Annotated in this window: 12 protein-coding genes; 11 read left to right on the top strand and 1 reads right to left on the bottom strand. The window is 59.4% G+C overall.

Going from position 1 to position 12,658, the window contains the following annotated elements; all coding sequences use genetic code 11:
- Nucleotides 1–164 precede the first annotated feature (164 nt).
- From lepA to nagZ, 8 genes are read left to right on the top strand one after another with little or no spacing between them, the layout of a single operon-like run.
- Entirely contained in the window at nt 165–1,976 is a 1,812-nt protein-coding gene (lepA, locus tag AC8GFZ_RS15265; RefSeq protein WP_506645769.1) for a translation elongation factor 4, read from the top strand.
- On the top strand, nt 1,976–2,971 hold the full coding sequence (lepB, locus tag AC8GFZ_RS15260) for a signal peptidase I (RefSeq protein ID WP_506645768.1): 996 nt from the start codon (nt 1,976–1,978) through the stop codon (nt 2,969–2,971). The genes lepA and lepB overlap by 1 nt, the downstream gene beginning before the upstream one ends.
- 2 nt (nt 2,972–2,973) lie before the next feature.
- Nucleotides 2,974–3,675 (top strand): ribonuclease III, encoded by a 702-nt coding sequence (gene rnc, locus AC8GFZ_RS15255; protein WP_506645767.1) that lies wholly within the window; start codon nt 2,974–2,976, stop codon nt 3,673–3,675.
- Nucleotides 3,672–4,685, top strand: coding sequence for a GTPase Era (gene era / locus AC8GFZ_RS15250; RefSeq protein ID WP_506645766.1), 1,014 nt, complete (start codon nt 3,672–3,674; stop codon nt 4,683–4,685). Before rnc ends, era begins: the two co-directional genes overlap by 4 nt.
- Nucleotides 4,672–5,448, top strand: a complete 777-nt coding sequence (gene recO, locus AC8GFZ_RS15245; protein WP_506645765.1) for a DNA repair protein RecO — start codon at nt 4,672–4,674, stop codon at nt 5,446–5,448. Before era ends, recO begins: the two co-directional genes overlap by 14 nt.
- A gap of 11 nt (nt 5,449–5,459) precedes the next feature.
- On the top strand, nt 5,460–6,191 hold the full coding sequence (locus AC8GFZ_RS15240) for a pyridoxine 5'-phosphate synthase (RefSeq protein WP_506645764.1): 732 nt from the start codon (nt 5,460–5,462) through the stop codon (nt 6,189–6,191).
- Nucleotides 6,192–6,202: 11 nt separating this feature from the next.
- Complete coding sequence (acpS, locus tag AC8GFZ_RS15235) at nt 6,203–6,601, top strand: holo-ACP synthase (protein ID WP_506645763.1); 399 nt, start codon at nt 6,203–6,205, stop codon at nt 6,599–6,601.
- A gap of 3 nt (nt 6,602–6,604) precedes the next feature.
- Entirely contained in the window at nt 6,605–7,708 is a 1,104-nt protein-coding gene (gene nagZ, locus AC8GFZ_RS15230) for a beta-N-acetylhexosaminidase (protein WP_506645762.1), read from the top strand.
- 60 nt (nt 7,709–7,768) lie between these two features.
- Here nagZ and AC8GFZ_RS15225 read toward each other — a convergent pair whose 3' ends face one another.
- Nucleotides 7,769–8,971 (bottom strand): thiolase family protein, encoded by a 1,203-nt coding sequence (locus AC8GFZ_RS15225; RefSeq protein ID WP_506645761.1) that lies wholly within the window; start codon nt 8,969–8,971, stop codon nt 7,769–7,771.
- Between the two features lie 173 nt (nt 8,972–9,144).
- Between AC8GFZ_RS15225 and AC8GFZ_RS15220 the strand changes: the two genes are divergently transcribed.
- Genes AC8GFZ_RS15220 through AC8GFZ_RS15210 form a run of 3 tightly spaced genes read left to right on the top strand, consistent with a single transcriptional unit; the run spans nt 9,145 to nt 12,656 of the window.
- Nucleotides 9,145–10,404 carry a thiolase family protein gene (locus tag AC8GFZ_RS15220; RefSeq protein ID WP_506645760.1) on the top strand — a complete coding sequence of 420 codons (1,260 nt, stop codon included), beginning with the start codon at nt 9,145–9,147 and terminating at the stop codon, nt 10,402–10,404.
- Complete coding sequence (locus AC8GFZ_RS15215) at nt 10,401–11,621, top strand: cytochrome P450 (protein WP_506645759.1); 1,221 nt, start codon at nt 10,401–10,403, stop codon at nt 11,619–11,621. The genes AC8GFZ_RS15220 and AC8GFZ_RS15215 overlap by 4 nt, the downstream gene beginning before the upstream one ends.
- A gap of 42 nt (nt 11,622–11,663) precedes the next feature.
- Nucleotides 11,664–12,656: a tripartite tricarboxylate transporter substrate binding protein gene (locus AC8GFZ_RS15210; RefSeq protein WP_506645758.1), complete on the top strand. Its 993-nt coding sequence runs from the start codon at nt 11,664–11,666 to the stop codon at nt 12,654–12,656.
- Nucleotides 12,657–12,658: the final 2 nt, after the last annotated feature.

Here is a 12,658-nt window from a genome sequence, read left to right as displayed (position 1 = left end):
CTTCCAACGGCACCAAGGGCCTTTGCTTGGGGTCCAATTTCCATACAATGAAGTCCCAACTATCGCAGTTGCCATAGATTGTTGGTTCAGGGCGCGTCAGCACTTGACGCGCCCTTTTTTATGGTTTCGCGCCTTTTAATTCAGTCACTTAACAGCATCCATTGATGAAGAACATCAGAAATTTTTCGATCATCGCGCACATCGATCATGGCAAATCGACATTGGCCGATCGACTGATTCAACGCTGCGGTGGACTGAGCGATCGAGAAATGCAAGCGCAGGTGCTCGACTCGATGGACATCGAAAAAGAGCGTGGGATAACCATCAAGGCACAGACCGCTTCTTTGCAATACAAGGCCAATGATGGCCAGATCTACAACCTGAATTTGATCGATACCCCGGGCCACGTGGACTTCTCCTATGAAGTCTCGCGCTCCCTGTCGGCGTGTGAAGGCGCCTTGCTGGTGGTCGATGCCAGCCAAGGTGTTGAAGCGCAGACTGTGGCCAATTGCTACACCGCCACCGAGTTGGGGGTGGAGGTGCTGCCGGTGCTCAACAAAATGGATTTGCCCCAAGCCGATCCCGACAATGCCAAAGCGGAGATCGAGGACGTGATCGGCATCGACGCCACCGACGCCATCCCTTGCTCGGCCAAAACCGGCATGGGCGTGGATGAAATCCTAGAGGCCATCGTGGCCAAAATTCCCTCGCCCAAAGGCAACCCCAATGGGCCCTTGCGGGCCATGATCGTCGACAGCTGGTTTGACACCTACGTCGGCGTCGTGATGTTGGTGCGGGTGGTCGATGGCCGCTTGGCCAAGGGTGAGCGCATCAAGATGATGGCCACCGGCACCACCTACAACGCCGACAACCTAGGGGTTTTCACCCCCGCCAACCAGCCGCGCGAGTCCTTGGAGGCGGGCGAGGTGGGTTACATCATTGCGGGCATCAAAGAACTGCAGGCCGCCAAGGTCGGCGACACCATCACCCTGATCAAAGCCGGCACCGGTGGCGCAGCCTTCACAGCCACCGAGGCTTTGCCGGGCTTCAAAGAGATCAAGCCGCAGGTGTTTGCTGGCCTGTACCCGACCGAGGCCAATCAATACGACGCTTTGCGCGACAGCTTGGAAAAGCTCAAGCTCAATGACTCATCATTGCACTACGAGCCCGAGGTGTCGCAAGCGCTGGGCTTTGGGTTCCGCTGCGGCTTTTTGGGCTTGCTGCACATGGAGATCGTGCAAGAGCGTTTGGAGCGCGAGTTTGACCAGGATTTGATCACCACCGCGCCCAGCGTGGTTTACCAAGTGGTGCGCGCCGATGGCGAGGTGGTGTTGGTCGACAACCCCTCCAAAATGCCCGATCAGGGGAAGATGCTCGAAATCCGCGAGCCCATCGTCACCGTGCACCTCTACATGCCGCAAGACTATGTGGGCGCGGTCATGACCCTGGCCAACCAAAAGCGCGGTGTGCAACTCAACATGGCCTACCACGGCCGCCAAGTCATGCTCACCTACGAGCTGCCCTTGGGTGAAATCGTGCTCGACTTCTTTGACAAGCTGAAATCGGTGTCGCGCGGCTATGCGTCCATGGATTACGACTTCAAAGAGTACCGCGCCGCTGATGTGGTCAAGGTGGACATCTTGCTCAACGGTGAAAAAGTCGACGCCTTGTCCATCATCGTGCACCGCAGCCAGTCCCAATACCGAGGCCGCGCCGTGGTCGGCAAGATGCGCGAAATCATTTCGCGCCAGATGTTTGATGTGGCCATCCAAGCGGCCATCGGTGCCAACATCATTGCGCGCGAAACCGTCAAGGCCTTGCGCAAAAATGTGCTGGCAAAATGCTACGGTGGTGACATCAGTCGCAAACGTAAATTGTTGGAAAAACAAAAGGCAGGCAAGAAGCGCATGAAACAAATTGGATCGGTGGAAGTCCCACAAGAAGCGTTCTTGGCCATTTTGCAGGTGGAAGACTGATGGCCATCTTCACCGCATTTGTGCTGGCGGCCTTTGTCAGCTATGCCGGCGCTTGGTACATGGGCATGTATGACGGCAATTTCGCCCTGTTGCTGTTCACCGCCACGGTGGTTACGGGCCTTTATTGGCTTGCCGAGCGTTTTTACTTTTTGCCCCAGCGCCTGGCCCAGGCACAAGCCCTCGAAGACGAGGCGCTGGCGCGGCGCGAAGAATTGACCAAGCTGGGCATCCAAAAAACCGATGTCAACACCGCCCCCGCCCGCGAGCGTTTGCTGATGCAACCTTGGTGGTTGGACTGGACCGCTGGCCTGTTCCCGGTGATATTGGTGGTGTTTTTGTTGCGTTCCTTTTTGTTTGAGCCGTTCAAAATTCCCTCAGGATCGATGATCCCCACCTTGTGGGTGGGCGACCTGATCTTGGTCAACAAGTTTCATTACGGTGTTCGATTGCCGGTGATCAACACCAAAGTCACCGCTGGCGAGCCAGTGCGCCGCGGCGATGTGATGGTGTTTCGCTACCCACCCAAGCCGAGCTTGGACTACATCAAGCGGGTGGTTGGCGTGCCCGGCGACGAGGTGGCTTACTTGAACAAGCAGCTGACCATCAACGGCCAGCCGGTGCCCAAGGCCAGTTTGCCCGATTTTTTTGAGGAAGACAGCCTGAGCTACATCAAGCAGTTCCAAGAAAGCTTTCCGGTGGGTGCCAGCCCTTCGGAGATGACGCCCACCAAAAACATCCGCCTGCTCAACAATGCAGAGCGGCCAGCGTTTATTGCAGGCACGGAAGACTTTCCCTTTAAAAACCAATGCAGCTACAGCGTCGAAGGCGTGGTGTGCAAGGTACCGCCGGGCTACTTCTTCATGCTGGGTGACAACCGCGACAACTCGTTGGACTCGCGCTATTGGGGCTTTGTGCCCGAGGCCAACATTGTTGGCAAAGCCATCATGGTGTGGATGAATTTCAGCAGCCTCAAACGCATTGGGGCCATCGACTGAGCATGTCAGAACCGCCGGCCGCTCGAACAGACCTGGTGGCGCTGCAACAGCGCTTGCAGCACACGTTCAACACCCCCGCTTTGCTGCACCAGGCGCTGACCCACCGCAGCCATTCGGCCGAGCACAACGAGCGTTTGGAGTTTTTGGGCGACTCCGTGCTCAATTTGGCGGTGGCCCACCTGTTGTTTGAGCGCATGAGCCATGTGCCAGAGGGTGAACTCTCGCGCATGCGCTCTAACCTGGTTCGGCAAGAAAGCCTGCATGAGCAGGCCCTCAAGCTGGGCCTGCCCGGTTTGATCCAGTTGGGCGAGGGTGAACTGCGCTCGGGCGGAACCAAACGGCCTTCGATACTGGCCGACGCACTTGAAGGCCTGATTGGTGCCATTTATTTGGACGCCGGCTACGAGGCCGCGCAGGGTTTGGTGCAGCGTTTGTTTGCCAGTGTGGAGCTCCACCCGCAAATGCAAGCCGTGGCCAAAGACCCCAAGACCGAATTGCAAGAGTGGTTACAGGGGCGTAAGCTCAAACTGCCCATTTATCGGGTGGTGGGCACTTCGGGTGCGGCCCACCAGCAAATTTTTGATGTCGAATGTGAAATCCCTGAACTGGGGCGGCACGAAAGAGGCATTGGCAGTTCGCGCCGCGCAGCCGAGCAGGCCGCTGCGGCGGTGGTGTTGCAAACCTTCAAAGAAAGCCCCCCATGAACCAGCCCGACCCACCCAGCGCAGTGCCCGAGCATGCCCCGCCAGAGGTGCAGCCCAACGTGGCACAGGCCCCGGCGGCCGGTGGTGCACCCCTGGGTGCACCCGTGGGCTTGCCAGGTCAGCGCTGTGGTTTGGTGGCCATTGTGGGCAAGCCCAATGTGGGCAAGTCCACCTTGCTCAATGCCTTGGTCGGTCAAAAAATCAGCATCACATCGCGCAAAGCGCAAACCACGCGCCACCGCATCACCGGCATCCGCAGCGAAGGGCTGGCGCAGTTCATCTTTGTCGATACGCCGGGATTTCAAACCCGGCACAACAACGCCTTGAACCGGTCACTCAATAAAACGGTTTTGGGTGCGGTGGGCGATGTGGATCTGGTGTTGTTTGTGGTCGAGGCAGGTAGTTTTGCGCTGGCCGATGCCAAGGTGCTGGCCCTGCTGCGACCGGGCAGCCGGGTTTTGTTGATCGCCAATAAGTTGGACAAAGTGCACCGGCGCGGCGAATTGGCCCCGTGGCTCAAGTCCATGCAAGAGCGCTATCCGTTCACAGAATTTGTGCCCTTGAGCGCCAAAAACCCCAAGGATGTGGCGCACCTGATGGACATTTGCAGCCGCTATCTGCCTGAACAATCGTGGTGGTATGGCGCTGACGAGCTGACCGATCGCAGTGAAAAATTCCTGGCCAGCGAAATCGTGCGCGAAAAACTGTTTCGCTTGACCGGCGACGAGTTGCCCTACACCTCCACCGTGGTGATCGATAAATTCGAGGAAGAGCCGGCGCACAAAGGCGGGCGCATGGTGCGCATCAGCGCCACCATCGTGGTCGAGCGCGATGGGCACAAGGCCATGGTGATTGGGCAAGGCGGCGAGCGCCTCAAACGCATGGGCACCGAGGCGCGCACCGAGCTGGAGACCTTGTTGGATGCCAAGGTTTTCATCGAGTTGTGGGTCAAGGTGCGCTCTGGGTGGGCCGACGACGAGGCCCGGGTGCGCAGCTTTGGCTACGAGTAGGGCCAGCGCCGCGCGCACCAGCGACGAGCCCGCCTTTGTGCTGCACCGCTACGACTGGAGCGAGACCAGCTTGATTTTGGAGGCCTTCACCCGCCACCATGGGCGCGTGGCCTTGGTGGCCAAAGGGGCCAAGCGGCCCAGCTCAGGCTTTCGGCCGGTGCTGTTGCCCTTGCAGCGTTTGTCCATCGCTTATGGCGGCACAGGTGAGGTGCGCACCCTCAAATCGGCCGAATGGGTGGGTGGCCACCCCATGCCCAGTGGCGACGCCTTGCTCTCGGGTTATTACCTGAATGAATTGCTGATGCGCTTGCTGGCCCGCGACGACGCCCATCCACGCTTGTTTGATTTGTACACCCAAGTGGTGGAGGTCTTGGCCACCGCCCCAGCCACCACCACAGCAGCTGCGTTGCGGGCTTTTGAGTTGTTGCTGCTGCGCGATGTGGGCTTGTTGCCTGACTTGGCGCAGCAAACCCTCACGCTGGGGCCTTTGCAGCGGGAGGCGAGTTACAGCCTGGTGCCCGAGGGGGGCTTGCGCAGCGCTGGCGCGCCCGATGTGGCGGCCTTGCCCGGTGCCTTGTGGCTGGCCCTGGGCGAGGGCCTGGTGAGCGAATGGCCCCTGCCGACCTTGCTGCGCGAATGCGCCCAATGGCCCAGCCACCAACGCCAAGCCCTGCAGACCCAACTGCGCCAATTGCTGCACTACCATTGCGGTGTCCAGACCCTGCGCACGCGCCAAGTCATGCTCGATGTGCAAGCCTTTTAAAGCTTTTGACCATGAACACCGCGCTGTCCGTCAACCTCAACAAAGTCGCCTTGGTGCGCAACACCCGGCACCTGGGCATTCCCAACGTGGTGCGGGCCGCCGAGTTGTGTTTGCAAGCTGGGGCCCATGGCATCACCGTTCATCCGCGACCTGACGAGCGCCACATCCGCGCGGGCGATGTGGCTGATTTGGCGGCTTTGATGCGCGATTGGCCTGATCGCGAATTCAATATTGAGGGCAACCCTTTTCACAACCTCATGGGTTTTGTGCACAGCGCACGACCGCACCAGGTGACCTTTGTGCCCGACAGCGAGGGCCAGTTCACCAGCGACCATGGCTGGTCGTTCCCCGCCGATGCAGCGCGTTTGCGGCCCTTGATCCAAGCCGCCCAGGACCTGGGTGCACGGGTGAGCCTGTTCATGGATGCCGACCCCCAAGCCATGGCCGACGTCAAAGCCGTGGGGGCAGACCGCATCGAGTTGTACACCGAGCCCTATGCCCAAGCCCATGGCAGTGCCCCAGCTGCTGGGGTGCTGGCTCGCTTTGCCCAAGCCGCGCTGGCCGCCCAAGCGGTGGGTTTGGGCGTGAATGCCGGACACGACTTGAACCTGCACAACCTGCGCGACTTTGTGCAAAACGTCAAGGGCGTGCAAGAGGTCTCGATTGGACACGCGCTCATCGCAGATGCCTTGGAGCAGGGGTATGCCCACACGGTGGCCGCTTATTTGGCCTGCTTGCGCTGAAAGCCCGGTCCATGGTTTATGGCATTGGCACCGACATTTGCGATGTGCGCCGCATTCGCCAGTCCTTGGACCGCCACGGTGAACGCTTCGCCGCCAAAATTTTGTCGGACGCCGAAATGCAAACTTGGCGCACACGCTCTGCGCGCTGGCCAGAGCGCGGGGTGCGCTATGTCGCCACCCGTTTTTCGGCCAAAGAGGCCTTCAGCAAGGCCGTGGGCTTGGGCATGCGCATGCCCATGACCTGGCGTTTGTGTGAAATCGCCAAGCACCCCAGTGGCGAGCCCCACATCGTGCTGCATGGCGTTTTGAAAGACTGGTGCGCAGCGCGCCGCTTGGTGGCGCGGGTCAGCGTCAGCGATGAAACCGATTACGCGGTCAGTTTTGTGGTTATCGAACAAATGGAAGCCTGAGCCTTGAATACCCCCCACGCCCCGTTGATTTTGGACATCGCTGGCACCCAACTCAGTCCCACTGACCGACGCCGCTTGGTCCACCCCTTGACGGGCGGATTGATTTTGTTTGCCCGCAATTGGGTCAACCGTGCGCAACTCACGGCTTTGTGCCAGGACATCAAAGACGTCCGTCCAGATGCCTTGATTTGCGTCGACCACGAAGGGGGGCGTGTGCAGCGTTTCCGCACCGATGGATTTACCCATTTGCCACCCATGCGCCGGCTCGGTGAGCTGTGGATGCAAGCGGTGCCGCGCCAGGCCCCCGCAGCCACCGCCGCCTTGCAAGCGTGCCATGCGGCCACCGCTTGTGGCTTCGTGCTGGGTGCCGAGTTGCGCGCTTGTGGTGTTGACATGAGCTTCACACCCGTGCTCGACTTGGACCATGGTGAAAGCGGCGTGATTGGCGACCGGGCTTTTCACCGCGACCCCCAAATCGTTTCGGTGCTGGCGCACAACCTGATGCATGGCTTGTTGCAGTCGGGCATGGCCAATTGCGGCAAACATTTTCCCGGACATGGTTTTGTGCGCGCCGACTCGCACACCGAAGTACCGGTGGATGAGCGCAGCCTGAAAACCATCTTGGCTGATGATGCCAAGCCCTATGAATGGCTGCCCTTGGGTTTGACCAGCATCATGCCGGCCCATGTCATCTACCCATCGGTGGATGCGTTGCCGGCCGGTTTTTCATCGCGCTGGTTGCAAGACATTTTGCGTCGCCAGTTGGGATTTCAGGGCGCCATCTTCAGCGATGATTTATCAATGGAAGGGGCGCGCCACATCGGTGGGAAAACCGTCTCTTACACCGACGCTGCCCTGGTGGCGCTCAAGGCCGGGTGCGACATGGTCTTGCTGTGCAACCAAAGCACACCCAGCAGCGAGGGTGGCGGTCAAGCGGTGGACGATTTGCTGGATGGTTTGTGGTTGGCCCAACAACAAGGCCGTTGGCAAGCCAGTGCCGCCAGCGAAGGGCGACGGCTGCGTTTGTTGCCAAGCAGCCCCGCATTGGATTGGGCTGAACTGATGGTCGACCCGCACTACATGGCCGCGCTGGACGCACTGCCCTGACGGTGCCGTTGGCTGAGCCGGTTGTGCGTGCCAGCCGGTACCGGCCCCGCTCTGACTTTTTCAGACCAAGGCGTTTTCGATCAAGGTGGCCATGCCCATGCCCGAGCCCAGGCACATGCTGATGATGGCGTAGCGCCCACCGGTGTCGGCCAGGTGGTGCATGGCGGTCATGGTCATGCGCAGCCCTGTGGCGCCGGGCGGATGCCCCAGGCTGATGCCACCGCCATATAAGTTGGTGCGCTCGCGTGGGATGCCCAACTCTCGCTCGGCATGCAGGTTCACCACCGCAAAGGCCTCATTGATTTCAAAGTAGTCGATGTCAGCCACTTTGAGTTGGCGTTGCGCCAACAGGCGTTGGATGGCGGGCACCGGGCCACTGCCCATGATCTCTGCGGGTACCCCCACCACTGCCCAGTCCACCAAACGCGCTTGCACCGGGATGCCCAAGCGTTGGGCCGCCGCGAGGCTGGACACCACCAAAGCGGCTGCTCCATCGGTCACGCCGCTGGAGTTGCCCGCTGTCACACTGCCTTTGCCGTCTTTGCGAAAGGCCGGTTTGAGGGAGGCCAACTTTTCCAAGGTGACTTCAGGGCGCGGAAACTCATCTTCCGAAAACAAATGCTGGCTGCCCTTGGGTCCGGCCAGTTCTATGGGGGCGATTTGGCGCGCCAAAAACCCATTGCGCATCGCTGCACCGGCGCGCTGCTGGCTCATGTGGCCCCACTCGTCCATGGCTTGCCGGGTGTAACCAAAGCGTGCCACCATGTTCTCGGCCGTATCGCCCATCAACTCGCGGGTGAACGGGCAGCGGTAGATGTAATCCAAGCCATCGATGAATTCGAATGGACCGCGCTGCGCGCCCCAGCGCACCCGGTGGGCCAAATACGGCACCCGTGAATAGTTTTCGCCACCAGCGGCCAGGGCCACGTGGCTGTGTCCAGATGCAATTTGTTGGGCGGCGGTGACGATGGCTTGTGATCCAGTGCCACAAGCGCGGGTCACGCCCATGGCAGAGCTCTCAATCGGCATGCCGGCATCGATGGCAATTTTGCGGCTGGCAAACAAACCGTCGTGATCCACCGGTGCGGTGTTGCCGTACACCAGGTGGTCGACATCTTGGGCCGTGATACCAGCCCGCTTCAGACTTGCTTGTACCGCGTGCACAGCCAAAGTGGTCAGGGGCGTGTCGCGCAGCGACTTGCCAAAGTCGCCCAGCGGCGTGCGCGCACCGGAACTGAGGATGATGTCTTGGAATCCAGTCATGTCTTGTCTCCTTTTTTGGGGCTATCGGGTTTTCCTGAATGGTCAAGGCGACCAATTAGAAAAACAATCGTTTGGCATTCTAAGCACAAGCATCAGCGCAAGCACAAAGCCAATTTCGACATGAACTCTATCTTCTCCTGTTGTGTCCGCACAACCCCTGCCAGGCCACTGCCATGACCGATGTCTATGTGATTGGCACGGGTTGCACGCCGTTTGGCAAACACGCTGACCGCTCCTTTGCCGACTTGGCGCAATGGGCTTACACCGACGCGATGCAAGACGCGGGCTTGGCCATTTCTGATGCCCATCTGATTGAGCAAGCCTGGTTTGGCAACTGCGGCATGGGGCAGTGGGGGCAGGGCGGTATCCGTGGGCAGGTGTGTTTCACCCCCATGGTGCAAGTGGGCTTGTTCCCCGAGCGCGTGCCCATGGTCAATGTCGAGGGTGGTTGTGCCACCGCTTCGCTCGCCTTTCATGGGGCGTGGAAAGACATCTTGTCCGGCCAATGCCAAGTCAGTTTGGCCATGGGGGTTGAAAAACTCATCAGCCCTGACCGACCCGAGCGCGTCCCTGAAATTTTTGGCACTGCCATCGACCAACTCGAGCCCCAACGCTGGCAAGACTATTACCGGCGCGCCGGAGAAGCGGCTGGCAAACCCTTTGAAATGGCACCTGGGCGAACTGTCTTCATGGACACCTATGCCATGCAAGCGGCTTGGCACATGAAGACCCATGGCACCACGCAGCGGCAAATCGCGGTGGGCGCAGCCAAAAATCACCACCATGGCAGCCTCAACCCCAAAGCCCAATACCGCTTTGAACTCACCGTGGATGAGGTGCTGGCCGACCGCGAGATCAGCTGGCCTTTGACCCGCGCCATGTGCTCTCCACTGGGTGATGGTGCGGCCGCAGCCATTTTGTGCTCTGAAGCGGCGCTGGCCCACTTCTCACCCGCTGCGCGCGCACGCGCTGTCAAAGTGCGCACCAGTGAGCTGTCGGGTGGCAAATACCGTTCCTTGGAAGAGCCCGGCTTGTCGCGCATCGCTGCGGATAAAGCCTATGCGCGCACCGGCTTGAAGCCGCAAGACATCGACCTGATTGAGTTGCACGACGCCACCTCCTTTTGTGAAATCTACCAACTGGAAATGTTGCGCCAATGCCCGGACGGGCAAGGCGGGCGCTTGGTCGAGTCGGGTGAAACCGCCCTGGGTGGTCGCTTGCCGGTGAATGTCTCGGGGGGACTGGTCTCCAAAGGCCATCCGGTGGGGGCCACTGGTTTGTCCATGGTGCATGAGGTGTGCTTGCAACTGCGCGGCGAGGCGGGCCCACGCCAAATCAAAAGCGCGGCGGTGGGCTTGATCGAAAACGGCGGCGGTGTGATGGGCTTTGATGAAGCCGCATGCGCGGTCACCATCTTGGAAAAAAACACATGAGCACAGCGATCGATTGGCACCCCGAAGACCCGGCCACCTTGGCCAACCCCTATCCTATTTTTGAACGCATGCGCGATGAAGATCCCTGCCATTGGAGCCCGCGCTTACGCAGTTGGGTGCTCACCCGGTACGACGACATCAAAGCCGTTTGTTTGGACAAGGACCGGCTGTCTTCAGACCGTTTGCGCCCATTTTTCGAAAGCCTGCCCGGGCCAGAGGCTGAGCGCATTGGCAGCATCATGCGCTATTTATCGTTGTGGATGGTGTTCAAAGACCCGCCAGAGCACACACGCCTGCGGCGATTGACCAGCAAGGTGTTTCACGCCAAGTCCATGCAAGCCATGCGGCCCCAAGTGGAGGAAATTGCAGACTGGTTGCTCAACCGGTTTCGTGACAAGGAAGAGTTTGACTTCATCACCGAGTTTGCAGGCCCCTTGCCGTGCTTGGTGATCATGGCCTTGTTGGGCGTTGCCCGAGAAGATTTGGCCGAGGTCAAGCGCATGTCAGATGACATGGCCTTGTTCATTGGTTCGTCGCGCACATCGGCTGAAAAATACGACACCGCCGAAAAAGCCACCCAAGAAATGGCCGCTTTCTTCCGTCACCTGATTGCCCAGCGGCGCGCCCATCCCCAGGCCGACTTGATCACCGAATTGGTCGAGCTGCGCGATGGCGATGACCGCTTGAGCGAAGACGAATTGGTGGCCACCTGTATTTTGTTGTTGTTTGCCGGCCATGAAACCACCACCAACCACATCGCCAACGGCATGCTGTCTTTGATGCGCTTTCCCGACCAAATGCACAAACTCCGCCAAAACCCGGATTTGAGTGCGGCAGCAGTGGAAGAGTTGCTGCGCTACGACGGCCCATCAGGCGCCCAGGTGCGTTTGGTGGCTCAGCCTTATGAGTTGCATGGCAAAACCTTGCAGCCGGGTGAGCGCATGTTTGTGATGCTCAACTCGGCCAACCGCGACCCCAGGGCCTATACCCAGGCCGATCAACTCGACTTGGAGCGCGATGGCGTGGCCCACCTCACTTTTGGCTATGGCATGCACATTTGCTTGGGTTTCCCACTGGCCCGCACCGAGGGGCAAGTGGCCTTTCCCAAAGTGCTTGAGGCTTTTTCCCAAATAGAACCCGTGGGCGATCAAACCTGGATCAACTCTTTGGTGTTTCGGGGCATGCATGGCTTGCCGGTGCGGGTCAAGCGGGCGTGATGTGGCTGGTGATGGTTGAAAACTAAATACAGGAGACAAAGCATGAATGGAATCAATAAAGCGTGGAGCAGGCGTGAATGGATCGGTGCCGGTGTCGCTGGGCTGGGTGCCGCCGCTGGTTGGGGTGTGCAGGCGCAAACCAAATGGCCAGACAAACCCATTAAATTGGTCGTGGGTTTCCCACCAGGTGGCGCGACCGATGTGGTGGCTCGCATCGTCTCCCAACCGCTGGCTGATGCCCTCGGAACATCGGTGGTGATTGACAATCGCCCAGGTGCGGCCAGCAATGTGGCCATGGCCGAAGTGGCCAGGGCGCCCGCTGACGGTTACACCATTTTGGTGGCGCCCACCACCATTGAGTCGGCCAATCCATTTCTGTACAAAGCCAGTGCCAATCCGGCGACCGATTTGATGGCCGTAGCTGGTCTGTGCCGGTTTCAATTGCACATGGTGGTGAGAAATGGTTTCCCAGCCAAAGATGTGGCCGAGTTGGTGGCTTACGCCAAGAAAAACCCGGGCAAGATGACCTATTCATCCGCAGGGGCTGGCACCACACCCCACTTGATTGGTGAGTTGTTTTTGCAGCAAGCCGGTATTCAAGTGGTGCATGTGCCCTATAAAGGCTCTGCACCCGCATTGCAAGCCGTGCTAACGGGCGAGGTTGATTTTGTGATGGACCCGGGTATTTCCTTTCAGCATGTGCGCGCTGGCAAGGCCAACATGTTTGCCGTGGCCAGCCCGTCAAGGTCCAAGCAATTTCCCGACATTGGCACATTGGGTGAAAAAGGGGTGTCGGGCATTGATTACGACACCTGGGCCGGCACATGGGCCCCTGCGGGTACACCAGATGATGTGCGCGCCAGGCTGTCCAAGGCCCTTTCCCTGGTCATGGCATTGCCAGAGGTTCAGCAAAAAATGCAGGCCTTGAGCGGTGAGGCCATGTACATGGACAGCCCCCAGTACCGGCAAATGCTGAACAAGGAGACGGCGGCTTTTTCTGGTGTCATCAAGAACCGAAAAATCTTGGTGGAGTGATA

It is taken from the genome of Limnohabitans rimovensis (SeqCode), from assembly GCF_965234775.1.
GTDB lineage: Bacteria > Pseudomonadota > Gammaproteobacteria > Burkholderiales > Burkholderiaceae_C > Limnohabitans > Limnohabitans rimovensis.
This window is presented reverse-complemented; position numbering and strand designations above follow the sequence as displayed.

Bases quoted from the DNA above. Each gene is read 5' to 3' on its own strand.
- era (WP_506645766.1), top strand. From the start codon at position 3,672: ATGAACCAGCCCGACCCACCCAGCGCAGTGCCCGAGCATGCCCCGCCA.
- AC8GFZ_RS15220 (WP_506645760.1), top strand. From the start codon at position 9,145: ATGACCGATGTCTATGTGATTGGCACGGGTTGCACGCCGTTTGGCAAA.
- rnc (WP_506645767.1), top strand. From the start codon at position 2,974: ATGTCAGAACCGCCGGCCGCTCGAACAGACCTGGTGGCGCTGCAACAG.
- lepA (WP_506645769.1), top strand. From the start codon at position 165: ATGAAGAACATCAGAAATTTTTCGATCATCGCGCACATCGATCATGGC.
- AC8GFZ_RS15210 (WP_506645758.1), top strand. From the start codon at position 11,664: ATGAATGGAATCAATAAAGCGTGGAGCAGGCGTGAATGGATCGGTGCC.
- AC8GFZ_RS15215 (WP_506645759.1), top strand. From the start codon at position 10,401: ATGAGCACAGCGATCGATTGGCACCCCGAAGACCCGGCCACCTTGGCC.
- AC8GFZ_RS15240 (WP_506645764.1), top strand. From the start codon at position 5,460: ATGAACACCGCGCTGTCCGTCAACCTCAACAAAGTCGCCTTGGTGCGC.
- acpS (WP_506645763.1), top strand. From the start codon at position 6,203: ATGGTTTATGGCATTGGCACCGACATTTGCGATGTGCGCCGCATTCGC.
- lepB (WP_506645768.1), top strand. From the start codon at position 1,976: ATGGCCATCTTCACCGCATTTGTGCTGGCGGCCTTTGTCAGCTATGCC.
- AC8GFZ_RS15225 (WP_506645761.1), bottom strand. From the start codon at position 8,971: ATGACTGGATTCCAAGACATCATCCTCAGTTCCGGTGCGCGCACGCCG.